At 63.4% G+C, this 22230-nt stretch carries 21 protein-coding genes; 13 read left to right on the forward strand and 8 right to left on the reverse strand.

The features are described from left to right. The first annotated feature begins 186 nt into the window (after positions 1-186). Together VXM67_RS13245 and VXM67_RS13250 are read left to right on the forward strand one after the other, a co-directional pair. Positions 187-1149, forward strand: coding sequence for an ABC transporter substrate-binding protein (locus tag VXM67_RS13245; RefSeq protein WP_023380417.1), 963 nt, complete (start codon positions 187-189; stop codon positions 1147-1149). A gap of 20 nt (positions 1150-1169) precedes the next feature. Then, a complete protein-coding gene (locus VXM67_RS13250) occupies positions 1170-2489 on the forward strand; it encodes an LLM class flavin-dependent oxidoreductase (protein ID WP_367237064.1) in 1320 nt (439 codons plus the stop codon). A 42-nt stretch (positions 2490-2531) separates the two neighbouring features. Here VXM67_RS13250 and VXM67_RS13255 read toward each other — a convergent pair whose 3' ends face one another. Together VXM67_RS13255 and VXM67_RS13260 are read right to left on the reverse strand one after the other, a co-directional pair. Further along, positions 2532-4532 (reverse strand): U32 family peptidase, encoded by a 2001-nt coding sequence (locus tag VXM67_RS13255; protein ID WP_023380419.1) that lies wholly within the window; start codon positions 4530-4532, stop codon positions 2532-2534. A gap of 198 nt (positions 4533-4730) precedes the next feature. Then, positions 4731-5090 carry a RidA family protein gene (locus VXM67_RS13260; protein WP_023380420.1) on the reverse strand — a complete coding sequence of 120 codons (360 nt, stop codon included), beginning with the start codon at positions 5088-5090 and terminating at the stop codon, positions 4731-4733. A 146-nt stretch (positions 5091-5236) separates the two neighbouring features. On the opposite strand from VXM67_RS13260, the gene VXM67_RS13265 reads away from it, so the two are divergent. Then, the gene (locus tag VXM67_RS13265) at positions 5237-5932 is read left to right on the forward strand and encodes a tRNA (adenine(22)-N(1))-methyltransferase TrmK (protein WP_027907773.1); all 696 of its coding nucleotides are present in this window, start codon (positions 5237-5239) and stop codon (positions 5930-5932) included. A gap of 1 nt (position 5933) precedes the next feature. Here VXM67_RS13265 and VXM67_RS13270 read toward each other — a convergent pair whose 3' ends face one another. Then, positions 5934-6200, reverse strand: a complete 267-nt coding sequence (locus tag VXM67_RS13270) for a DUF2790 domain-containing protein (protein WP_023380422.1) — start codon at positions 6198-6200, stop codon at positions 5934-5936. 125 nt (positions 6201-6325) lie between these two features. Between VXM67_RS13270 and VXM67_RS13275 the strand changes: the two genes are divergently transcribed. Continuing rightward, positions 6326-7258, forward strand: a complete 933-nt coding sequence (locus tag VXM67_RS13275) for a LysR family transcriptional regulator (protein WP_027907774.1) — start codon at positions 6326-6328, stop codon at positions 7256-7258. A 49-nt stretch (positions 7259-7307) separates the two neighbouring features. On the opposite strand, the gene VXM67_RS13280 is transcribed toward VXM67_RS13275, so the two are convergent. Beyond that, positions 7308-7667 carry a hypothetical protein gene (locus VXM67_RS13280; protein WP_023380424.1) on the reverse strand — a complete coding sequence of 120 codons (360 nt, stop codon included), beginning with the start codon at positions 7665-7667 and terminating at the stop codon, positions 7308-7310. A gap of 114 nt (positions 7668-7781) precedes the next feature. After that, complete coding sequence (locus VXM67_RS13285; RefSeq protein WP_023380425.1) at positions 7782-9077, reverse strand: MFS transporter; 1296 nt, start codon at positions 9075-9077, stop codon at positions 7782-7784. Positions 9078-9483: 406 nt separating this feature from the next. Between VXM67_RS13285 and VXM67_RS13290 the strand changes: the two genes are divergently transcribed. After that, positions 9484-10359: an AEC family transporter gene (locus tag VXM67_RS13290; RefSeq protein WP_367237065.1), complete on the forward strand. Its 876-nt coding sequence runs from the start codon at positions 9484-9486 to the stop codon at positions 10357-10359. 95 nt (positions 10360-10454) lie between these two features. Here the strand turns inward: VXM67_RS13290 and VXM67_RS13295 are convergent, their stop codons facing one another. After that, positions 10455-11087 carry a hypothetical protein gene (locus VXM67_RS13295; protein ID WP_023380427.1) on the reverse strand — a complete coding sequence of 211 codons (633 nt, stop codon included), beginning with the start codon at positions 11085-11087 and terminating at the stop codon, positions 10455-10457. Positions 11088-11375: 288 nt separating this feature from the next. Here VXM67_RS13295 and VXM67_RS13300 point away from each other — a divergent pair, with 288 nt between their 5' ends. The 4 genes from VXM67_RS13300 (at position 11376) to VXM67_RS13315 (ending at position 16250) form a co-directional block, all read left to right on the forward strand. Next, positions 11376-12551, forward strand: coding sequence for a M20 aminoacylase family protein (locus VXM67_RS13300; RefSeq protein WP_023380428.1), 1176 nt, complete (start codon positions 11376-11378; stop codon positions 12549-12551). 91 nt (positions 12552-12642) lie between these two features. Next, positions 12643-13953 (forward strand): citrate-proton symporter, encoded by a 1311-nt coding sequence (locus VXM67_RS13305; RefSeq protein WP_367237066.1) that lies wholly within the window; start codon positions 12643-12645, stop codon positions 13951-13953. Then, a complete protein-coding gene (locus VXM67_RS13310; RefSeq protein WP_367237067.1) occupies positions 13950-15407 on the forward strand; it encodes an amidase in 1458 nt (485 codons plus the stop codon). The genes VXM67_RS13305 and VXM67_RS13310 overlap by 4 nt, the downstream gene beginning before the upstream one ends. Positions 15408-15476: 69 nt before the next feature. Further along, a complete protein-coding gene (locus VXM67_RS13315; RefSeq protein ID WP_023380431.1) occupies positions 15477-16250 on the forward strand; it encodes a helix-turn-helix domain-containing protein in 774 nt (257 codons plus the stop codon). Positions 16251-16417: 167 nt separating this feature from the next. On the opposite strand, the gene VXM67_RS13320 is transcribed toward VXM67_RS13315, so the two are convergent. Continuing rightward, a complete protein-coding gene (locus VXM67_RS13320) occupies positions 16418-17296 on the reverse strand; it encodes a helix-turn-helix domain-containing protein (RefSeq protein ID WP_027907780.1) in 879 nt (292 codons plus the stop codon). Positions 17297-17474: 178 nt separating this feature from the next. Between VXM67_RS13320 and VXM67_RS13325 the strand changes: the two genes are divergently transcribed. The 4 genes from VXM67_RS13325 (at position 17475) to VXM67_RS13340 (ending at position 21773) form a co-directional block, all read left to right on the forward strand. Further along, positions 17475-18302 carry an SDR family NAD(P)-dependent oxidoreductase gene (locus VXM67_RS13325; RefSeq protein WP_104881817.1) on the forward strand — a complete coding sequence of 276 codons (828 nt, stop codon included), beginning with the start codon at positions 17475-17477 and terminating at the stop codon, positions 18300-18302. Continuing rightward, a complete protein-coding gene (locus VXM67_RS13330; RefSeq protein ID WP_367237068.1) occupies positions 18299-20020 on the forward strand; it encodes an FAD-dependent oxidoreductase in 1722 nt (573 codons plus the stop codon). Before VXM67_RS13325 ends, VXM67_RS13330 begins: the two co-directional genes overlap by 4 nt. Continuing rightward, positions 20020-20352 carry an NIPSNAP family protein gene (locus tag VXM67_RS13335; protein ID WP_023380435.1) on the forward strand — a complete coding sequence of 111 codons (333 nt, stop codon included), beginning with the start codon at positions 20020-20022 and terminating at the stop codon, positions 20350-20352. Before VXM67_RS13330 ends, VXM67_RS13335 begins: the two co-directional genes overlap by 1 nt. 71 nt (positions 20353-20423) lie before the next feature. After that, on the forward strand, positions 20424-21773 hold the full coding sequence (locus VXM67_RS13340; RefSeq protein WP_023380436.1) for an aromatic acid/H+ symport family MFS transporter: 1350 nt from the start codon (positions 20424-20426) through the stop codon (positions 21771-21773). 24 nt (positions 21774-21797) lie between these two features. On the opposite strand, the gene VXM67_RS13345 is transcribed toward VXM67_RS13340, so the two are convergent. After that, a complete protein-coding gene (locus VXM67_RS13345) occupies positions 21798-22145 on the reverse strand; it encodes a hypothetical protein (RefSeq protein WP_023380437.1) in 348 nt (115 codons plus the stop codon). Between the last annotated feature and the right edge of the window lie 85 nt (positions 22146-22230).

Raw genomic sequence — 22230 nt, forward strand, 5'->3', positions numbered from 1 at the left:
ATTGGTATTTAGTGGCGCGCATTTCAGAAACATTAGGTTATGCCTAAAACGCATTTCACAGGGGTGTTTCGAGTCGTTAGCTTATAAACAGGCCTCTGTTTAGATTCAAAACACATAAATAATCTGCGAGACCGCACGGGCGGATCGACTTGCCATGCCGTGCCCCAAGGGCACCTGGAGACGAACGTGCGATACCTCAAAAAATTGGCTGCAGGCGTGCTGGCCTCAGCCCTGAGCCTGGCCGTCAGTGCGCAAACCCTGGTAGTGGGTGACCAGAGCTTCAATGCCCGCTCCGTGATGGAAGCGGCGGGTGTGCTCGATGACTTGCCCTACACACTGGAATGGAAGCAGTTCACTGCCGGCTCCCCAGTGGCCGAAGCGCTGAACGTCGGTAGCTTGGACCTCGGCCTGCTGGGCGATGCACCGCCGCTGTTCCTCGGGGCCCTGGGGGCGCCGATCAAAGTCATCGCGGTGAGCCGGCAGAATCTGGACGGTGTGGCGATCCTCGCGCGCAAGGATTCGAACATACACAGCCTGGCTGATCTGCGCGGCAAGCGCGCAGCGATCTGGAAAGGCTCGTGGAGCCAACAACTGTTGTTCAGCGCCCTGGACAAAGCCAATGTGCCCCGCGACTCGCTCGAGCTGCGTTATCTCAGTGCACTGGATGCTTCTCACGCCCTGGATGGCGGTTCGGTCGACGTGATCGCCACCTGGGAACCCTACGTCACCCAGCAGGAGCGCCAAGGCGCACGGGTACTGGCCACTGCGCAAGGGCTGATTCCAGCGCAGAGCTTCGTGGTGGCGAACGCCAAGGCCGTCGAGGGCAAGCGCGCGCAAATCGCGGACTTCCTGCAGCGCCTGAAAACAGCCCGCGAATGGGCCTTGGGCGACCCGGCCAATACCGAAGCCTATGCCGACGACTGGGCCAAGCGTACCCGGGCCGACCGCGACATCGCCCGCATCTGGTTCGCTCGCGCCCGTACCGACCTGGCACCGTTGAACCCACAGGTGGTGGTCGATGCGCAAAAAACCGTGGACTTCTTCGCAGGGCTCGGTTTGATCAAGGCGTACCCCGCCGCTACCCTGTTCGACACTTCGTTCTCTGCCGCTCTGCAACAGCCAGCCACGGCGCAGGCCAAAAACCAGTAGGTCCAAGGAGGCTAGCCCGTATGAGCAAGAGACAGATCAAATTGGGCGCGCTGACCATGGGTTGCGGCGGCCCTGGGCGGCACAACCTGTGGCTGGACCCGGAGTTGCCGGCTGATGCCAGCGTCAATATCGACTGGTATATCGATATCGCCCGCCAGGCCGAAGCTGCGCTGTTCGACCTGGTGTTCATCGTCGACAGCCAGTTCATCACACCTGGCTCGCCGTCGCATTATCTCAATCGCCTGGAACCGCTGACCCTGTTGTCGGCGCTTGCGGTGAGTACCCGCCATATCGGCCTGGTCGGGACCCTGACCACATCCTACAACGCGCCTTTCAACGTAGCCCGTCGCCTGGCGTCCCTGGACCTTATCAGCAAAGGCCGCGCTGGCTGGAACGTGGTCACCAGTGGCGACGCTGGCACCGCCGGCAATTATGGTCGAGACGAACACTACGATTACGATACTCGCTATGCCAGGGCCCAGGAGCACGTCCAGGTGGTGCAAGGGCTCTGGCATTCCTACGAGGACAATGCGTTCCCCCGCGACCGGGCCACGGGGCAATTTCTCGATCCGTCCAGGCTGCATGCGCTCAACCACAAGGGTGAGCATTTCTCGGTGGTGGGGCCACTGAACATCCAGCGCTCGCCCCAGGGGCAGCCGGTGGTCTTCCAGGCGGGTGATTCGCAACAAGGGCGTGACTTGGGCGCAGCCACTGCCGATGTGGTGTTCACCCATGCGTCTAGCATCGAGCAGGGGCAGGCGTTCTACCAGGACATCAAGGGCAGGGCGGCGCGACTGGGGCGCGACCCGGACCAGTTGCTGGTCTTGCCGGGCGCCGAAATCTACGTCGGTGACAGCGATGCCGAGGCCCGTGAGATCGAGCGGCACTATAACCAGCAGGACCACAGCTTCGAGCTGGCGCTCAAGGAATTCGGGCGCAATTTTGGCTGGCACGATTTCAGCCAATACGACCTGGATGCGCCGTTTCCCCAAGAAAGCCTTGAGTACGCGCGAAGTAGCTTTTTCACCAATGCCAAGCGCATTGCCGATCAAGCGCGGGACAAGGGCTTCAGTCTGCGCCAAGCCGTGGAGTACGGGCGCCAGCTGAGGCCGGGAGCGTTCGTCGGGTCGGCCGAAACCGTGGCGGCTAAGATGACTGAGTGGTTCGAGGCAAGGGCGCTGGACGGGTTCAATATCTACATTGGGCATCCGAGCCAGTTCAAGCGCTTCACCCGGGAGGTCGTACCGTTGCTGCAGGCGCGCGGGGTGTATCGCACCCAGTATGAAGGCACGACGTTGCGTGAGAGCCTCGGCCTGCGGATTCCGCGTTTCGTCCGGTAGCGAAAGCCGCTGGGAAAGGGGCGCAATGCGCCCCTCTGGCTATCAATGTGGCGCGCGGACAATGGTCTTGAGCAGGTCTTCCGGGCTGATGTGTCCCACTACCTGAGCCACCCCACTGCCAGGTGTCGGCAGGTCGATGATGTGCGGCTTCATCTTGCCGATCACATGCATCTCGCAGGGCTTGCAGTCGAACTTCAGGGTCAGTACTTCATCCCCCTGAATCAGCTGCATCGGCGCCACCTTGGTGCGAACGCCCGTCACACCCTTGGCCTGCTTGGGGCACAGGTTGAACGAGAAGCGCAGGCAGTGCTTGGTGATCATCACCGGCACTTCCCCATGTTCCTCGTGGGCTTCGTAGGCGGCATCGATCAGTTGCACACCATGGCGATGGTAGAACTCGCGAGCCTTCTGGTTGTATACGTTGGCCAGGAACGACAGGTGCGACTCCGGGTACACCGGTGGTGGGTTGGTTTCGGCTTTGCGTCCACCCCGCGGGTGAGCCTTGACCCGCGCTTCGGTCAGCGCCTCGATGGCTTCCCGGCGCAGGGCCTTGAGCTGCGAGTTGGGGATGAAATAGGCTTGCGGCGCATCCAGTTCGATGGCATCGGCGTGGTACTGGGTGGTGCCCAACTGACCGAGCAGGTCGTGCAGTTGTTCCAGCGCCTGTTGCGGCTTGTTGGCCTCGCCGAACGGGCCATCCAGCGCCACTTGCACGCTCACGCCTTCCTCGCTGGTGGCCGTCAGCGCCAGCCGCTGTTCGCGTAGCACGGCGTGCCATTCCACGCCTACACGACGCTCGGACGAAGTGCGCAGCAGGGCCTGCTGCCAGTTGTGATCCAGATTGCGCGACAGTGGGTGGTTCGGGCGCAGCTTATGCAGGCCCTCGGGCATTTCGTTGGGTTCGACCCTGTAGCGGTAGCGTTTCTGGCCGTCTTCTTCGAACTCGCCCCGTGGTTCGGCGATATTGGCGCGGAACCCCACCACCTCACGCTTGACCAGCACATTCAGGCCGTCGCCATTGGTCAGCGGCACCTCGGTGACCACCAACAGGTCGCGCTTGCCGACTTTCTCAACCACGCCTACCGGCAGACCGGTGAAGGTCGGCGAGTCGAAAGCACCGATGTCGACCTTGCGGTCGGTGACGAAGTAGTCGGTGCTGCCACGGTGGAACGTCTTGTCCGGGTCGGGCACGAAGAAGTGCTGGGTACGACCGCTGGAGGCGCGTGCCAGGTCCGGGCGGTCTTCGAGGATGGCGTCCAGCTCTTTGCGGTAGTGGGCGGTGATGTTCTTCACATAGCCCATGTCCTTGTAGCGGCCTTCGATCTTGAACGAGCGCACGCCAGCATCCACCAGGTCGCGCAGGTTGGCGGTCTGGTTGTTGTCCTTCATCGACAGCAGGTGCTTTTCGAAGGCCACCACACGGCCCTGGTCGTCCTTGAGCGTGTAGGGCAGGCGGCAGGCCTGGGAGCAGTCGCCACGGTTGGCGCTGCGACCGGTCTGGGCATGGGAGATGTTGCACTGGCCGGAGAACGCCACGCAGAGCGCGCCATGGATGAAGAACTCGATGGCGGCGTCGGTTTCGGCGGCAATGGCGCGGATCTGCTGCAGGTTCAGCTCGCGGGCCAACACCAGTTGCGAGAAGCCGGCCTGGTCGAGGAACTTGGCCCGCTCCAGGGTGCGGATGTCGGTCTGGGTACTGGCATGCAGCTCGATCGGCGGAATGTCCAGCTCCATCACACCCAGGTCCTGGACGATAAGCGCGTCGACACCTGCGTCATAGAGCTGGTGGATCAGCTTGCGCGCCGGCTCCAGCTCATTGTCGTGGAGGATGGTGTTGAGGGTGGTGAACACTCGCGCATGGTAGCGATGGGCGAATTCAACCAACTCGGCGATATCGCTGACTTCGTTGCAGGCGTTGTGGCGCGCGCCGAAGCTCGGGCCGCCGATGTAGATGGCGTCAGCGCCGTGCAGGATGGCTTCGCGGGCAATGGCCACGTCGCGGGCAGGGCTAAGCAGTTCCAGGTGATTCTTTGGAAGGGACATGTCGTTATGGTCGGGCTGTCACGGTCAAGGCGGGCATTGTAGCGGTGAATTGGGTTGGCGGCATCCTCGGGCTGCTCAGTGGGAAAGAAACACTGGCGTTGCCGGTGATCGCCGGCAAGCCGGCCCCGACGGCAGATGCTGAAACAAACGCAGGACCGTTGGGCGCTGGCTTGCCAGCGGCGGGGTGTTGCCGGCGGATCAGCGCTTGGCGGCCATCGCCGTCACTTCGACGCGCATGGTCGGGAACGCCAGCGCCGCCACGCCCACGGCGGCACGCACCGGCCACGGCTTTTGGAAGAAACGCTGGTATACCTCGTTGAACGCAGGGCGGTCAGCCATATCGGTGAGGTAGATGGTCAGGTGCATGACGCGGTCCATGCCGCTGCCGGCTTTTTCCAGCGCGTCCTTCAGGGCCTGCAGGGTACTTTCGCTCTGCGCGGTGATGTCAGCTTCGATATCGGCGGGAATCTGGGTGGTGACCAGAATGCCGTTGAACTCGGCGACGTCGGAGGAAATGGAGTCGGCGTCGGAGTCCGGGGTGTAGATGAGGTCTGCCATGGGAGTTTGCCTTGCAACGGAATGAAACCCGCAAGCCTACGCGAGCACGACGAGCGGGTCGAGCGACACCGTTGGGCCAACGTCCGTTGTAATGCCGGGCGCTGGCCGTCAGAATCGCGCCCGATTGTTGAGCAAGGGGCTTCACGTTGAACGAACAGACTTTGTCGATGCGCCTTGAGCGTGTGGCGGCCTATGTGCCGCGAGGCGCGCGGCTGGCCGATATCGGCTCGGACCATGGCTACCTGCCGGTAGCCCTGATGCTGCGCGGCATCATTGAAGCTGGGGTGGCGGGTGAAGTGGCGCAGACGCCTTTCGCCTCGGCCCAGCGCAAGGTGCGCAAGAACGGCCTGGAAGGTCGCATCACTGTTCGCCTGGCCAATGGCCTGGCGGCCATCGAACCTTCCGACCGGGTCAACACCGTCAGCATCTGCGGCATGGGTGGCGAAACGATTCGCGACATTCTGGAACAGGGCAAGGCCCGCTTGCAGGGCGTGACGCGCCTGATTCTGCAGCCCAATGGCGATGAGCGGGAACTGCGTCAGTGGCTGATGGACAACGGCTACCGGATTTGCCGCGAAGAATTGCTGCGCGAAAACCGCTTTGACTACGAAATCATCGTCGCCGAGCCTTGCGAAGCCGTGAGCTACACCGCCGAACAACTTTACTTCGGCCCAATGCTGTTGCAGGAAAAAAGTCCGGCGTTCATTACCAAGTGGCAGCGCATGTTGCGTCAGAAACAGCAGACACTGGCCCATTTCGAGCGCGCCCGGGACGCAGTACCGCAGGAAAAGACCCGTGACTTCACTCGTCAGGTCGCCTGGATCACCCAGGCCCTGGCCTGAATCACTGCTGAGAACAGTTGCCCATTTCCCGGTAGGCGACTTCGTGGGTCTGGCCCTTGTGGTCGACGTACTTCATATGTGCGGTACCGACCTGGCAGTCGGCGACGTTGCTGGCTGGGGTGACGGAGATGACTTTGGCCACATCCAGCGGCATGCCGTATTCGTAGGTGGCCTCGCTGGAGGCCGGTTGGCCGGCGCTCTGGTCGGCCACGGCGCCGAACGAGGCGAGGGCGGCGGACAAAGCAAGCAAAGCGATCGAACGTTTCATGGCAGGCTCCTTCTTCAATGTTTTACTAATGATGTATTCATTGATGATCCACAATAAATGGCCTAATTCGTGATAGATTCTTGCCTTGGATGTACGAATAAGGTCGAAGAAAGGAGCCGAATACGATGGACATGCTGCACGCCATGCGCACGTTCGCCCGGGTGGTGGAGTGCGGCAGCTTTGCCGCGGCCGCCAATGCCCTGGATATATCCGCGGCGCAGGTGTCGCGCATCGTTGCCGAGCTGGAAAACCAATTGCAGACCCGGCTGCTACACCGCACCACGCGGCGCTTGCGCATGAGCGAGGCGGGGGAGCGATTTCTTGAGCGTTCACGGCACATTCTGTCGTTGACCGACGAAGCCATGGATGAGGCCCGGGGTGCCCACCTCAACCCCCGGGGGCGTCTGCGTTTTCACTGCACCCATGGCCTGGGCTTGTTGATGATGCCCTTGGTGGCACGCTACAACGCGGCGTGCCCGGAAGTGGTGATGGAGTTGACCCTGTCACAGCGCAACCCCGACCCGTTGGACGAAGGCCACGATATCGTGATCACCATCGGCAAAGGGTTGCCTGACTCGCAATTGATCGCTATCCCGTTGGGCAGCATCTACAGCATCCTTTGCGCATCACCCGAGTACCTGGCGCGCCATGGCGTGCCGACCAAGCCGGAAGACTTGAACGATCATGCCTGCCTGCGCATGGTCGACCCCTTGTTCGAAGAGGACTGGTCATTCGATCACGACCAGGGACGCAGTGTGGTCGTGCCCCAGGACACCTTCCTCACCAACGTCGCCGATGCCATGCTCAAAGCCACTGAACTGGGCATGGGGGTGGGCTTGTTGCCATACTACTCTGCCAGCCATGCCATCGAGGAAGGCCGCCTGTTCCGCCTGCTGGCGCCGCACCGGTTGCGCCAGCGGGAAATCTACGCCATCTATCCGTCGCGTCATTACCTCGATGCCAAGGTACGCACCTGGCTCGATTACCTGAAGGAGCAACTCCCGGCGTTGTTCGAAGCCCATCAACAGGTGGTGGACGACCCCAGGTTCTGGCGCTGACCGCGAACCCGTGCCTCGGGTCGCGGTGGGGGCCTGACCGGGTTGCTTCTCAACGGCTGTCCTGGTCCTCGGCGGTACCCCCCGTACTGCCCGCGCCAGACCCTGTCGCTTCACCGGTGCTGTTGGAACCACCGCTGGCGCCATCGGCGGCGTCGGAGTCGCTTCCCGTGTCACTGCTGTCGTTATCCTTACTGCTGCCCGGGCTATTGACGCTGCTGCCTTTTTCGCCAGCAGTCTTGCCTTCGTCGTACGTTTTGCCTTCATCGTAAGGCTTAGGCTTGGAAGGGGCGCCAGACGGGGTTGCCGGGGGCTGGGTGTCGTTTCCATACCCGCCGCTGGCGGCGAAGCTGCCTGAGGCAATACCCAAGGTCAGGGCGAGGCACAGCGAAAGCGAACGAATGCGGACCATGTTAAATCTCCCGTGGGAACGATCTGTCATTCATTCGGCTTTCGCTGGACCTTGACGTGCCTTTCGGGCGACGGGCGGTCACCGGAAGTATCGTGGACCCGCCTGCGATGGATATCACCCGATGTCAGCCTTTGGCGCTGCCTGCGAGGGAGCAGGCTGTTGGGGGGGATGCTCCTGGCACGCGTGCATCAAATCTTCTGTCACCCGCAGCTCTGCGCCAGTGGGCGAGAAGGTCGTGGCCGGGGCGAAGGGAGCAGGGTGTTCAGGTGCCGGTCGCTTGCCCCTGCGCCACATGAAGAAGCTGACCATGGCCAGGTTGATGACGGCGAAGGCCCAGAACAGCCCGACTTCGCCGTAGCTGGTCATAACCGGCGAGATAGCCAGCGGGGCCAGCGCCGAACCCAGTGAGTTGATCAGCAGCAGGCCTTGGATCATCGGTACCAGCGCTTCGGCCGGGGCGCGGTCGGCTGCGTGGCTGACTGCAACCGGATACAGTGCGAACACCCCGCCACCCAGCAGGAACAGCATCGCCGGCAGCAACACCGACTGCGAGGGCAGCAACACGATCACTACCGACAGTACCGTGCACAAGGCGCCAAGGGCTATCAGCACGTCCTGGCGGTCCTTGCGGTCCGACCACCGGCCCACCGGGTACTGCAACAGCATTGCACCCAGGATCACCCAGGCCATCATGTTGCCGACCTCGCCCACGTCCAGGCCGATACGTTGCAGGTACAGTGGCAGCAAGGCATAGACGCCAGCGATGGCCGCGCCCGAGCCGAAGCAGCCGACCAGCCCGGTTGGGGCCACGCCCAGCAGTTGGCGAGGCTTCAGCGGTTCGACCTGCTCCAGCAGCGGCGACACCTGCGGCAGAATCACGATAGGCATCACCGACAGCGCCGCGAGCATGCCCGCGACCATGAACGGTGCGGTTGCGCCCCAGCCAGTGATTTCGCCCAGGGCCGCCTGGGCTACCACGCCAGCACCGTAGAAGGCGATCATGTACAGCGCCAGCAAGCGCCCCCGGATCTTCGCGTCGCCCGCCAGCAGCAACCAGCTTTCGATGACCAGGAACACACCGACGGTTGCCCAGCCGTTGATCAGGCGCAGGGCGATCCACCCGTGGGTATCGTAGAACAGTCCCTGCAGCAGGATGGTCGCGGCGATCAGCGAGGCGAAACTGCTGTAAGCGCGGATATGGCCGATGCGCAGGATCAGGCGGTCGTTGAAGATCGCGCCCAGGGTCAGGCCGACGAAGTAGGCCGAGGAGACGATACCGATCATCGAGGGCGACTCACCAGCGGCGTCCAGGCGCAGGGTCGTCAGGGAAGACATGAAGCCGTTGCCCAGGGCAATGATGAACAGCCCGAGCAGGGGTGCCAGCGCCATGGCCAGCAAACGCGGAGACATAGGTACCTCTGGTTGAGTAAGCGAAAAAAGCGCCTTTTCTGACGCGCACGCTTTCCCGGCCTTGAACGGCCAGGGTTGTTGCACGGGTGTGCCTTCGTGATGCGACCTGGGCAAGACTCAACCGGAACCTTGGCAAGGGCGGTCGGGTGGGGTCGATTGAGCCTATTTCACATGTGCGGCCATGTGCTTAGGCGCGGACTCTGTCATTGCTGCCGGTTGCCACCGTTCAAGGCGACGGGCGAAAAGGAGGCGCGATTCTAAGGCCTTGGAAGGTTTTGCCCAAGAGCCTGCAGCCTGCGGCATAATGCCGCTTTTTGCCCTTTGGGATGTCGCGCGCTGGGGCTGGATCGGTCAACGCTCGTCACGCCTTCGCGTGCACAGGGCAGCTCCATGGAGGGCTCGGTAGATGTTCGCTTCGTTGTTCGCCGTACTGGCGCCGGTGTTTATCGTCGCCGGTATCGGTTACGCCTGGGCCCGCAAGGGCTTGAGCTACCCCACTGAGTTCATTGCCAGCCTGGTGATGACCATTGGCACGCCGTCGTTGGTGTTGTCGACGCTGAGCCGCACCGAACTGGACCCGACGGCTTTCGCCAGCATGGCTCTGGGCTGCCTGCTTTGCCTACTCGGCATGGTCGTGGTCGGCTTGCTGGTATGCCGCATCTTCGACCAGCACTGGCGGGTGCTGCTGCCAGCGTTTCTGTTTCCCAACACGGGCAACATGGGCCTGCCGATCAGTCTGTATGCCTTTGGCGAGCATGGCCTTGCGCTGGCGGTGGCGTTTTTCCTGACGCTGTCGATATTCCAGTTCACCGTCGGCATGGCCATCTCCGGTACCGCGGCGTCACCCAAGGCGCTGTTGCGCAACCCCATCGTCATCAGCCTGGCCGGTGCGATGCCGATCATTTTCCTGGACGTCGAATTGCCCCGCTGGCTGGCCAACACGGTAGACCTGCTGGGCGGCATGACCATTCCGTTGATGTTGTTGACCCTCGGGGTATCGCTGGCCAGCATTCGTCTGCGGCACATTGGCAGCGGCATGCTGCTGGGTGGCCTGCGCATCGTGCTGGGGGCTGCGGTGGGCTGGGCGGTCGGTGCCCTGCTGAGTATGGAAACCCTGGAGCGGGCGGTGCTGATGGTGCAGTCGGCAATGCCGGTGGCGGTGTTCAACTACCTGATGGCGGTACGGGCCAACCGCTCACCAGAGCAGGTAGCGAACCTGGTGATGTGTTCGACGGTGCTGTCCTTTGTCTGGCTACCGGTGGTGTTGGCGTGGTGGTTGTGAACCTGCTCCGGCCTTATCGCCCGCAGACTCCCAAAGGGACCACGCAGATCCTGCAGGAGCCGGCTTGGCGGCGATAGGGCCCGTACAGGCAAACATCACTTATCGAACAACCGCTCGTGTACCCAACCCTGTTCTGTCAGCACCATCAGGCGCTTTTCCCGCACGGGTGCGTCGTGGGTCGCCACCGCCCGATCCAGGTCTTGAATGCTGGACCTGACGTTGTCATTCGCTGCCCAGGCCGGCAATCCGGTGATCTTGTAGGTATAGGTCACGTCGGAAACCGTGTGCCCCATCTTCTCGCCAGGTTCGCTGAACTGTTCAATGGCCATGACCTGTGCCTTGCCGAAGCACAGCCCGCCGCGGGTCTTGCCGTTGACCGTCCGTTGTGCATCGGCCTTGTAGTACTTGCGACCTTCTTCGGTGAGGTCGTAGGCGTAGTAGATATCCGTGCGGGCTGGTTGCCACAGACGTTCGGGAACCTGCGTGCGCGAGATTTCCTTCTCGCTGACCACTCCGACCTGGGCCAGGGCGTGCAGGGCCTTGTTGGTGCCGTTGACGTCGAAGTCCTTGGTTTTGGTCGGGAACGAGCTGACCACGAAACAGTGGGGGTATTGAGTGTCGAGATAGGCTTGGGCGGCCTTGTGAAAACTGGCCTCAGTGGCCTCAGGCGTGTCGGAGCAGCCAGCCAGGGTTGCCAGCAGCGCCAGCGGTACGATCTTCCTGTACATGATGAAGCGTCCTTGGATTGCGAAGATAAAACCGGTGGGTCGGAATTAGAACCCACGCGCTAGAGCGGGTGCAATCATGGCAGGACGGCATCTCGACGGAGGTCTCAAAACTGGCGGGGCGAATGATCGCCCCGGACAGCACCAAGCGTGTTCCACTCCTCGGAACCACATTCGATTGTGCTTGCGCACTACACGCGTTTATCTGTCGCCAAGCACGACCTGCCTTACCTGTCGTGATCTCGAAGCGAACAACAAGAACGGGAACCCACCCGCGCGAGGAGATTTCACATGTCCCGACATCAACACATCCTGGCCTGGCTCGACGATGTGGCCAGTGACCTGCATGCCATCCGCCACGACATCCACGCCCATCCCGAACTGGGTTTCGAAGAAGACCGCACCTCGGCACTGGTCGCCCGGTTGCTCAAGGACTGGGGATACCAGGTACACACCGGCATCGGCAAAACCGGAGTGGTTGGTGTACTGCGCAACGGCAGCAGCGCGCGCACGCTTGGGTTGCGCGCGGACATGGACGCGCTGCCGATCGTCGAGGCCACGGGCGCGGCCTACAGCAGCCGACACCAGGGCTGCATGCACGCCTGCGGTCACGACGGGCACACCGCCATGCTGCTGGGGGCCGCGCGCTACTTGGCAGCGACGCGTCAGTTCGATGGCACCCTGACGCTGATCTTCCAGCCTGCCGAGGAGGGCCAGGGAGGGGCCGAGGCAATGCTGGCCGATGGGCTGCTGGAGCGCTTCCCCTGCGATGCGCTGTTCGGCATGCACAACATGCCCGGGCTGCCCGCAGGGCAATTGGGTTTTCGCGAAGGGCCGATGATGGCGTCGCAGGACCTGCTCACGGTCATCATCGAAGGCGTCGGTGGCCATGGTTCGATGCCGCACCTGACGGTCGACCCACTGGTGGCCGCCGCCAGTGTGGTGATGGCGTTGCAGACAGTGGTGGCACGCAACATCGACGCCCAGGAAGCGGCCGTGGTGACCGTCGGCGCCTTGCAGGCGGGGGAAGCGGCCAATGTGATCCCGCAGCAGGCCCTGCTGCGCCTGAGCCTGCGTGCGCTCGATGCCCAGGTGCGCGCACTGATGCTCGAGCGAGTGCGGGCGATCATCATCAGCCAGGCCGAAAGCTACGGTTGCCGCGTCAGTATCGAGCATCGCCCGGCCTACCCGGTGCTGGTCAACCATGCCGCGGAAAACGCCTTCGCCCAGCAGGTAGGGGTGGAGCTGCTCGGCGCCGAGGCGGTCGATGGCAACACCCGCAAGCTGATGGGCAGCGAGGACTTCGCCTGGATGCTGCAGCGCTGCCCGGGCGCGTACCTGTTCATCGGCAATGGCCTGCAGCGGCCGATGGTGCACAACCCGGCCTACGACTTCAACGACGACATCCTGCTGACTGGCGCAGCCTACTGGGGCGCGCTTGTCGAGCGCTGGCTCGAGCCTGCCTGACCACTTCATTGACGACTGCCGCTGGAACCTGGGCGCGTGCGTCCGGGCTGTTCTGAACCGTTTCTGGCCAACAGATGGATGGAGTGTTCCCATGCAGATTTCCAACACAGGCGCGTCGCGTACCCGGCAGGTGGTCGCGGCTGTCATCGGTAACGCGCTGGAGTGGTATGACTTTATCGTTTACGGCTTTCTGGCGAGCATCATCGCCCGGCAGTTCTTTCCTTCCGACGACGAATACGCCTCGTTGCTGATGGCCCTGGCCACCTTCGGCGTGGGCTTTTTCATGCGCCCTGTCGGTGGCGTGCTGTTGGGGATCTACTCTGACCACAAGGGGCGCAAGGCGGCGATGCAGTTGATCATCCGCCTGATGACGGTATCCATCGCCATGATCGCCTTTGCCCCCAACTACCTCGCCATCGGCATGGGTGCGCCGCTGCTGATCGTGGTGGCGCGGATGCTCCAGGGCTTCGCTACTGGGGGTGAATACGCCAGCGCCACAGCGTTCCTGGTCGAGAGTGCCCCCGCCCATCGCAAGGGCCTGTACGGCTCGTGGCAGCTGGTAGGGCAATGCCTGGCGGTGTTCTCAGGCGCGGCGATGGTGGCGCTGGTCACCCACCTCTGCACCCCCGAGGCGCTGGACAGCTGGGGCTGGCGGATTCCGTTCGTGCTCGGCTTGCTGATCGGGCCGGTGGGGCTGTGGATTCGCAAGCACATGGAGGAGCCGGAGGAGTTTATCGAGGCACGCAAGCAGGCCAAGGGACAGGCGCCGAGCCTGTGGCGGGTGCTGCGTGAACACCGTCGCAGCCTGTTGGTGTCCATGGGCCTGGCCAGTGGCGCGACGGTGTCGTTCTACGTGGTGCTGGTGAACATGCCGACCTTCGCTCACAAGAATTTGGGCCTGCCGCTGGACCAGGTGCTGCTGGTGCAGATGCTCGCGGTGGGGCTGATGACCGTGGTCATTCCGTTGTCGGGTGCGCTGTCGGACCGTTTGGGCCGCAGGCCGGTGCTGATGGCCTTCACTTTGGCGTTCTTCGTGATGGTGTACCCGCTGTATGTGTGGGTGGCGGCGGCGCCGTCGATCGAACGGCTGTTGCTGATGCAACTGCTGCTGTGCTCTGCCATTGGCGGCTTCTTCGGGCCTGCGCCCACTGCACTGGCCGAGCAGTTTCCGGTGGAGGTGCGCTCCACCGGGGTGTCGGTGGCCTATAACGTCGCGGTGATGGTGTTCGGCGGCTTTGCTCCGCTGATCGTGACGTGGCTGAGCAAGGTGCTGGGTACCCCCGTGGCGCCGTCGTTCTACGTACTGTTTGCCTGCCTGCTGACCCTGCTGGGCACCTATTGCCTGAAGGAAGCACCGCGTGGGGGCAGGTCTGCAGCGTTCAACCTTGGAGTGAAACCGTGATGCCGTTAGCTATCGACCCTATCGTCGCCCTCGATGCCGAAGCCCTGTCCCAGGCGATCCATGGGCGTCGGGTATCGTGCCGTGAGGTGATGCAGGCTTACCTCGGCCACATCGAGCGCTTCAACCCGCACGTGAATGCGCTGGTGTCGCTGCGCCCGGCTGAGGCGGTGCTGGCCGAGGCCGATGCCTGCGACCGCGAATTGGCCAGCGGCCGGTCGCGCGGCTGGATGCACGGCATGCCCCAGGCGATCAAGGATTTGGCAGCCACGGCCGGGCTTCGGACCACAATGGGCTCACCGCTGTTTGCCGAGCAGGTGCCGCAGCAGGATGCGGTCAGCGTAGCGCGGGTAAGGGCCAACGGGGCGATCATCCTCGGCAAGAGCAACGTGCCGGAGTTTGGCCTGGGTTCGCAGACCTACAACACGCTGTTTGGCACCACCACCAACGCCTACGATCCAAGCCGGGTGGCCGGCGGCAGCAGTGGCGGGGCAGCGGCGGCGCTGGCCCTGCGCCTGCTGCCGGTGGCCGACGGTAGCGACATGATGGGGTCGTTGCGCAACCCGGCAGCGTTCAACAACGTCTATGGCCTGCGCCCCTCCCAAGGCCGCGTGCCCCACGGCCCGGCACCAGAGGTCTTCATGCAGCAACTGGCGACCGAAGGGCCGATGGGGCGTAGCGTAACGGACGTAGCGCGGTTGTTGTCGGTACAGGCCGGTTACGACCCTCGAGTGCCGTTGTCGTTGAATGCATCGCCTGGTGAATTCGCCCAGGGTCTGCAGCGCGACTTCAAGGGTGTTCGGGTGGGTTGGCTGGGCGATTACAACGGCTACCTGCCCATGGAGGACGGGGTGATGGGGCTGTGCGAAACGGCATTGGCGGATTTTGCCGAGCTGGGTTGTCACGTCGAGGCATGCCAACCGGACTTCGCCTTGGAACGTTTATGGCAATGCTGGCTCACCCATCGCCATTTCCTGGTGCACGGCAACCTCGGCGCTGCCTATGCCGACCCCGGCAAGCGGGCACTGCTCAAACCCGAGGCGCAGTGGGAAGTGGAGGGTGGGCTGCACTTGAGCGGGTCACGGATATACCAGGCTTCGGTCGACCGCAGCGCGTGGTATCACGCCATGGGCCGCCTGTTCGAACGTTACGACTTCTTGCTGTTGCCCGCGGCGCAAGTGTTTCCATTCGAGGCCCGCGAGGCTTGGCCTAAGGTGGTCGGCGGGCGGACGATGGACACCTATCACCGGTGGATGGAGGTGGTGATCGGCCCGACCCTGGCGGGCCTTCCCAGCATCAGCGTGCCGGTCGGCTTCAATCCCCAAGGTTTGCCGATGGGCTTGCAGATCATCGGCCCGGCACAGGCCGACCATGCCGTGCTGCAACTGGCCCACGCCCATGAGCAACTCACCCATTGGGTCGAACGGTGTCCGCCGCCATCACTGCTGGCACCGTGACAGCCCTTGGCAGGCCCGTATCTTGCTGGGCATTCTGACCATCCACGCACAGACAGGGAGGTCATACCCATGGGCAGCACGGCAGACACCGGTGGCGTACGTTCGGTGGAGCGTGCGCTGGCGATCGTCGAATTGCTTGGCGAGCACCAGGCGCTTGGGCTGGAGGAGCTGCATTACCTGACGACGCTGCCCAAGGCGACGGTGTCGCGGATGCTGTCGACCTTGCAGGAGCAGGGATGGGTGTATCGAGGCCTGAGCGACCGGCGTTACCGGCTGTGTGCCCGGCGCCTGTTCGGCGACCGCCAGCTGCGTTTCAAACGCCAGTTGGTCGAGCGTGCGGCGCCCTTGTTGCAGGAACTGAGCGAGCGCACCGGGTTGGTGGTCGACCTGTCCTGTTTCGATGGCCAGCGCCTGGAGGTCATGGAAAGCGCGATACCCCAGGTGCTGCGCAAGCGTTACCCGAACAACTGCCAGATCGTCGGGCACTACGCCAGCCTGTTCCATTCGGCGATGGGTCGGGCATGCCTGGGCGAACTTGGGCGTGAAGAGGTCCAGCGCCTGGCGGCCGATGAGCGGCTGGGGGATGAAGCGGTCATGCGTAACCTGGAAGAAGATGCCCATAACGGTTTTGGGCAACGTACCGAAGGATTCTGGGAGTACCCGGTGCGATTGCCGTTCCTGATCCGCGCGATTGCCTTGCCAGTGCATGCCGATGGGCGGCTGGCGGGCAGCATCGCCTTGCACTGGCCGCTGGACCAGGCCCCGGTGGAGCGTGTGCTGAGCCTGCACCTGAACAGCCTGGCGAGCACCGTTGGCGAGGTGCAGCAGGCGCTGGCGGTGTGAACGCAGTCTCCAACAGTCTCCAACGCCTAGCCAGATCGGTGTGGGGGCGGCCTTGTGTCGCGATAGGGCCGCGCAGCGGCCCTTGCCGTCTGTTCACAGCCAAACAGCTGTCCCTCCACAAACGCCCTGGCATCTTGAACACGCGCGCAAACCCGAGACAGACGCAATTACGTGGCCTTGTTGGCCCGAAAGGTACTCGGGCTCACTCCGCACTGTTTGCGAAAGAACCGACTGAAATAGCCCACATCGGCGAAGCCCAGTTCATGGGCGATCTCCTTCACGCAGGCGTCCGAGTGGCTCAATGCACGTTTGGCCTCCAGCACTAGCCGCGCATTGACTACGTTCATTGGCGTCATGCCCAAGTGCTCCTGGCACAGCCGCCCAAGGGTCGCCAGGGTCATGCCCAGTTCGCCGGCATAGAAGGCCAGTGGCGGGTGCGCACGGTAATGCATGTCCACCAGTTCACGGAACCCGGTCAACTGCTGGCTACGCCTTGAAGGTGGGCGGCGTGCTTCGTCGGGTGCGTGATGGGCGTGTCGCAGCGCCTGGATCAGCAACGCCAACAGCAATGACATGCTACTTGCCACATGTTCGCGGGCGCGGTTGTGGTACTCCTCGCTCAAGGCCCGGCACAGCGGTAGCAGCGGGTCTTCCTCCCCGCGCCATAGCGGCAGGGCGAGCACCTGCGGTTTACGTATCTGTGCCAGCAAGGTGGGCGCCAGCAGCTGGGCAATGCTCTCCAGGGGATGCTGCGCGGCAGTGATGACCTGGCCCTCGACCTGGCCGGCCCAATGGAAACCATGCACCACCTGCGCCGGCACATAGACCACGCACGGCGCGTGCACCTGCACGAGTTCACTGTCGAACAGCACCTCGCCACTGCCGCTTTGCAGGTAGAGCAATTGCAGGAGCCCGTCGTGACGGTGCGCGGCTATTTCCCAGTTGTGCGCGCCGGAACGCTTGGAGATCGACTCCACATGCAGGGACTCATGCCACACCGGCTGTGCGGTCTCGCCGTAGAGGGCGTAATTCGGGATCTTGTTCATGGTTGTTGTAATTGTTCTGGTCGTTACTCGATCACTCTGCCACAGCCGCACGCGAGCTTCAGGGGGCATGGACGAAATTGTCGGGAATGTGGGGTTGCTTGCAGGTTTTGTCCATTCTGCCGGGCGGGGCCTCGGCCCTAGGCTGACGACCAGATCAAGTAACACTCTGGAGAGCGGCATGCATAACAACAAGATTTCCTCCCACTGGTTGGGTCTGGACGGGGCCGTCTGCGTGGTCACCGGCGCGGCCGGAGGCATCGGTGCGGCGCTGGCTGGCGCCCTGGTCGAGCAGCAGGCCCATGTGGTACTGCTCGACCGCGATCGAGACAAGTGCCGGGCGCTGGCCGCCACCTTGGGTGAGCACAGCGTGGGTGAAGTGAGCGCCTTGGCATGCGACATTGCCGACCCGGCCAGCGTCGAGCAGGCCGCGGCCCAGGTGCAAGCCATGCACGGGCGCTGCGATGTGTTGGTCAACAACGCCAGTGTGCTGCGGCCTGGCGCGCTGCAGACCCTGACCCTGGAGCAATGGAACCAGGTGTTGGCGGTGAATCTCAGCGGTTATCTGCTGTGCGCGCAGGCCTTCGGCCAGGCGATGCTTGCCCGCAGGCAGGGGCGCATCGTGCACGTGGCGTCGATTGCCGCCCATTTTCCGCAGCCCAACAGCGGTGCCTACAGTGCGGCCAAGGCCGGGGTCAGCATGCTCTCGCGGCAGATCGCCGTGGAATGGGGACCGTGTGGCGTGCGCAGCAATACCGTATGCCCTGGGTTGATCCGCACGCCGCTGTCGGCGGCGTTCTATGCCGACCCGCAAATCGAACGCCAGCGCAGCGCGATGACCGCCAACCAACGCATCGGCGAGCCGCAGGACATCGTCGAAGCCGTGCTGTTTCTGGCAAGCCCGCGAGCCGACTACATCAATGGTGCCGAACTGACCGTTGACGGCGGGCTGGAGAGCATGCCCATGGCGCTCATCCCGCGCCCAGGCTTCGAGGGGGTACGTCCATGAACACGCTCACATGTGATGTGCTGGTCATCGGTGCAGGTGCTGGCGGCCTGGCCACGGCCATCACTGCCAAGCAGCATGGGCTGGACGTACTGGTGATCGAGAAAGACGACTGCTTTGGTGGCACCACGGCCTTTTCCGGCGGGGTGCTGTGGATACCGGGCAACCCATTGACCGGCAAGCGCGATAGTCATGACGCGGCGCTGAGCTACCTGCGAAACGAAGCCGGAGCCTGCTTCGAGCGGGCCGAAGTCGAAGCTTTCCTGCGTTACGGACCGCAAATGGTGGAGTTTTTCGAACGCGAGACCGCGGTCAAGTTCGTCCCGACGTTGTACCCCGACTACCACCCGCTGGTCGAAGGCGGAGTCGATGTGGGCCGCTCGATACTTGCCGCACCCTATGACATCCGCGAGCTGGGTGCCGACATGGCACGACTGCGCCCGCCACTCGAGACCATTACCTTCATCGGCATGATGTTCAATTCGTCGAACGCCGACCTCAAGCATTTCTTCAACGTTACCCGTTCGCTGACCTCGTTCTTCTATGTGGCCAAACGGCTGTTGACCCACCTCAAGGAGCTGGCGCTGTACCGCCGTGGCACCCAGGTGACCAGTGGCAACGCCCTGGCGGCGCGTTTGGTGAAGTCAGCGCTTGACTTGGGTATTCCGATCCTCACGGGCACCCCGGCCAGGCAGTTGCTGCGCGAAGGCGGGCGGGTCAGCGGGGCCTTGGCCCGTCAGGGGGCGGGCGAGTTGCGCATCGAGGCCCGGCGTGGCGTGGTGCTTGCGTGTGGCGGTTTTTCCCACGACCTGCAACGCATCGGCCAGGCATATCCCCACGTGCGCCGGGGCGGCGAGCACTTTTCGCCTGTGCCAGCGGGCAATACCGGCGATGGCGCGCGCATGGCCGAGGCGCTGGGCGCCCGGGTGGATATGCGCTTGCAAGCAGCGGCTGCCTGGATGCCGGTATCGAAAGTCCCGATGGGCGCCGGACGCCATGTTGCTTTCCCGCACTTGCTTGACCGTTACAAGCCGGGGGTGATTGGTGTCTTGCGTTCTGGCCAGCGCTTCACCAACGAGTCCAATTCCTACCACGATGTGGGCGCGGCCTTGATCGAGGCATGCGCCGACCAGGCCGAAACCGCCATGTGGCTGGTCTGTGACCGCCGTACGCTGGCCAAGTACGGACTCGGTTACGCCAAACCCGCCCCCATGCCGCTGGGCCCCTTGTTGCGCAATGGCTACTTGCTCAAGGGCAACAGCCTTGCCGAGCTGGCGTGCAAGGCTGGTATCGATGCACGGGGGTTGGAGCGCACGGTTCGCGAGTACAACCTTGGCGCCGTACACGGTGAGGACCGCCAGTTCGGCCGGGGCAGCACCAGTTTCAACCGCTACTTGGCCGATCCGCAGCAGCAGCCCAATCCTTGTGTCGCACCCGTCGGCGACGGGCCCTACTTTGCGGTGAAAGTGGTGATGGGCGACCTCGGCACCTTCGATGGCCTGCGCACCAGTGTGGTCGGCGAAGTACTCGGTGCCGACCAGCGCGCCATAGCCGGGCTGTATGCGGTGGGTAACGACCGAGCCAGCATCATGGGCGGCAACTACCCCGGCGCTGGCATCACCCTGGGGCCGATCATGACCTTTGGTTACATCACCGGCCGCCACCTGGCGGGTATCGACCAAGGACTGGCCGCGGCTGGCCCGGCACAGGAGGTGGCGTGATGGACAAGGCGATTGTCGACCACCGCATCTACACCATCCGGCCTCGGTGCATGCCTGCTTTCCTGGCGGCATTCGACCAGTTGGCGATGCCGATTCTGCTGCGTCACCTGGGCCCGCCGCTGGCGTTCTATGTGAGCAGCATCGGCACATTGAACCAGGTCGTCCACCTGTGGGGCTACGACAGCCTCGATGACCTCGAACGCCGCAGCGCGGCCCGCGACGCCGATCCGGACTTCGCCGCGTATCTGCATGCCACCCGCGACCTCGTGATGGCCCAGGAGACGCGAATCATCAAGCCCGTGCAATTCAAGGCCCTGGCAAGTCGCCTGTAGGAACCGGCCCGGCGCCGCCGAAAAAAACCTATGGCCCAATGCCCTCGATAACAACAAAAAGAGGTAAGGCAATGCGAACTCCCGACCCTATCGATATTCGCCAGTTGATCGACCAGCAACCCATCGGCCGCTACCAGAAATGGGTGGTCTTCCTCGGCTTCCTGATCATCGCTCTGGACGGACTGGACGTCGCCATAATCGGCTTCATCGCCCCGCAACTGAAAAGCGAATGGCAGCTGGGCCCTCAAGCCCTCGGCCCGGTGCTCAGCGCAGCACTGATCGGCCTGGCCCTTGGCGCTCTGGTGGCCGGCCCGCTGGCCGACCGTTACGGGCGCAAGGCTGTGCTCTTGGGCAGTGTCCTGCTCTTTGGCCTGTGGACCCTTGCCTCGGCCTTTTCCCCCAACTTGGAAACCCTGGTAGCCCTGCGTTTCCTGACTGGCCTGGGCCTAGGCGCGGCGATGCCCAATGCCAGCACATTGGTCAGCGAGTACGCACCGGCGCGCAGTCGCTCGTTGCTGATTACCCTGGCATTCTGCGGCTTCTCTCTCGGTGCGGCCATGGGCGGCTTCGTCAGTGCCTGGATGATTCCCAATCTAGGCTGGCGCAGCGTACTGGCGCTGGGCGGCGTGTTACCGCTGCTGGTGCTGCCTTTGCTGTGGCTGCGTCTTCCGGAATCCGTGACCTTCCTGGTCAGCAAAGGGGGCGACCCACAACGAATCCGCGCCATTGTCAGGCGCCTGGCACCTGGACACTGCGGCCCCGACAGCAGCTTCGTACTGCCCGCATGCGCATCCGTCAAGGGTGGGGCCATAGGCACCATCCTGTCCTCTCGCTACCGCTTCGGTACGATGATGCTGTGGGTGGGTTACGTGCTGGCTCTGTTTCTGGTCTATCTGTTCAGCGGTTGGTTGCCGACGCTGGTGAAGGAGGGAGGGGGTTTTTCGGTGTCCGAAGCGGCCATCGTCACCGCTTGCTTCCAGATCGGCGGCCCGCTGGGCGCCATCACGGTGGGCTGGGCGATGGATCGCTGGCATCCGCAGCGAGTGCTGATGCTGACGTTCCTGTTCAGCGGCGCGGTGATCTTCGCCATCGGCCAGGTGGCCGGGCATTTCGCCTGGCTGTGCGCCATTGCCTGGGCCGTGGGCTTTGGCCTTAACGGCGCCAGTGTAGGCATGAATGCGTTGGCCGCGGGCTTCTACCCGACCGAGGCGCGGGCCACTGGGGCCAGCTGGATGAGTGGTATCGGCCGGTTGGGGGCGATTCTCAGCGCCTTCGCCGGTGCGCAGATGTTGGCCATGGGTTGGAGCTTCAGCCAGGTCTTCGCCGCCTTGCTGATACCGGCTGGGTTGGCAGCCTTGGCAGTGTCGCTGCAGGGCTGGCACGCCAGATTGCGAGGTTCGCAGCGGCTACAGGCGATTTAAGGTTGCCGGAGGGAAGACATGCGCTCAGGCGTCGTCGCTGATCCAGGTCAGTGGCCGCGCCGGGTCGTCACTGAGCATGCGTTCGAATGCGGGGGACTCGATCATCGCGCGGGTTCGCTGGCCCAGCGTCAGCAGTTGCTCGATGAAACCAGGTTCGACGACGCCGCTGTGCTCCAGTGAAACGCCGCTGCGACCGTGTTGGATGGCCAGATGGTAGTGGCTGATTCCCCCACCTTCACCGCTGCCACACAGCACCACCGTGTAGTGCGGCCCGACCATCTCGGCCAGTCGCCGTTGCACCAGGTCGAGCACGGCGATTGGCGCTTCGCTGTGCAGCGCTGTGGCCAGCGCGCAGACGTTGAATGGAGTCATGGGTTGACCTGCTTGGCGTGAAGGGTTTCCAGCATAGGCAAGGTCACTGTCAACTTGGGTTAAGCGGGGGTAAAACCGAGTAATC

The sequence above is a fragment of the Pseudomonas sp. Rh2 genome (assembly GCF_040762985.1).
GTDB classification, from domain to species: Bacteria; Pseudomonadota; Gammaproteobacteria; order Pseudomonadales; family Pseudomonadaceae; genus Aquipseudomonas; species Aquipseudomonas taiwanensis.

Excerpts from the sequence above, each read along its gene's own strand:
- VXM67_RS13250 (WP_367237064.1), top strand. The coding sequence starts at position 1,170 with ATGAGCAAGAGACAGATCAAATTGGGCGCGCTGACCATGGGTTGCGGC.
- VXM67_RS13255 (WP_023380419.1), bottom strand. The coding sequence starts at position 4,532 with ATGTCCCTTCCAAAGAATCACCTGGAACTGCTTAGCCCTGCCCGCGAC.
- VXM67_RS13260 (WP_023380420.1), bottom strand. The coding sequence starts at position 5,090 with ATGGCAGACCTCATCTACACCCCGGACTCCGACGCCGACTCCATTTCC.
- VXM67_RS13270 (WP_023380422.1), bottom strand. The coding sequence starts at position 6,200 with ATGAAACGTTCGATCGCTTTGCTTGCTTTGTCCGCCGCCCTCGCCTCG.
- VXM67_RS13275 (WP_027907774.1), top strand. The coding sequence starts at position 6,326 with ATGGACATGCTGCACGCCATGCGCACGTTCGCCCGGGTGGTGGAGTGC.
- VXM67_RS13280 (WP_023380424.1), bottom strand. The coding sequence starts at position 7,667 with ATGGTCCGCATTCGTTCGCTTTCGCTGTGCCTCGCCCTGACCTTGGGT.
- VXM67_RS13285 (WP_023380425.1), bottom strand. The coding sequence starts at position 9,077 with ATGTCTCCGCGTTTGCTGGCCATGGCGCTGGCACCCCTGCTCGGGCTG.
- VXM67_RS13290 (WP_367237065.1), top strand. The coding sequence starts at position 9,484 with ATGTTCGCTTCGTTGTTCGCCGTACTGGCGCCGGTGTTTATCGTCGCC.
- VXM67_RS13295 (WP_023380427.1), bottom strand. The coding sequence starts at position 11,087 with ATGTACAGGAAGATCGTACCGCTGGCGCTGCTGGCAACCCTGGCTGGC.
- VXM67_RS13300 (WP_023380428.1), top strand. The coding sequence starts at position 11,376 with ATGTCCCGACATCAACACATCCTGGCCTGGCTCGACGATGTGGCCAGT.
- VXM67_RS13305 (WP_367237066.1), top strand. The coding sequence starts at position 12,643 with ATGCAGATTTCCAACACAGGCGCGTCGCGTACCCGGCAGGTGGTCGCG.
- VXM67_RS13315 (WP_023380431.1), top strand. The coding sequence starts at position 15,477 with ATGGGCAGCACGGCAGACACCGGTGGCGTACGTTCGGTGGAGCGTGCG.
- VXM67_RS13320 (WP_027907780.1), bottom strand. The coding sequence starts at position 17,296 with ATGAACAAGATCCCGAATTACGCCCTCTACGGCGAGACCGCACAGCCG.
- VXM67_RS13325 (WP_104881817.1), top strand. The coding sequence starts at position 17,475 with ATGCATAACAACAAGATTTCCTCCCACTGGTTGGGTCTGGACGGGGCC.
- VXM67_RS13330 (WP_367237068.1), top strand. The coding sequence starts at position 18,299 with ATGAACACGCTCACATGTGATGTGCTGGTCATCGGTGCAGGTGCTGGC.
- VXM67_RS13335 (WP_023380435.1), top strand. The coding sequence starts at position 20,020 with ATGGACAAGGCGATTGTCGACCACCGCATCTACACCATCCGGCCTCGG.
- VXM67_RS13340 (WP_023380436.1), top strand. The coding sequence starts at position 20,424 with ATGCGAACTCCCGACCCTATCGATATTCGCCAGTTGATCGACCAGCAA.
- VXM67_RS13345 (WP_023380437.1), bottom strand. The coding sequence starts at position 22,145 with ATGACTCCATTCAACGTCTGCGCGCTGGCCACAGCGCTGCACAGCGAA.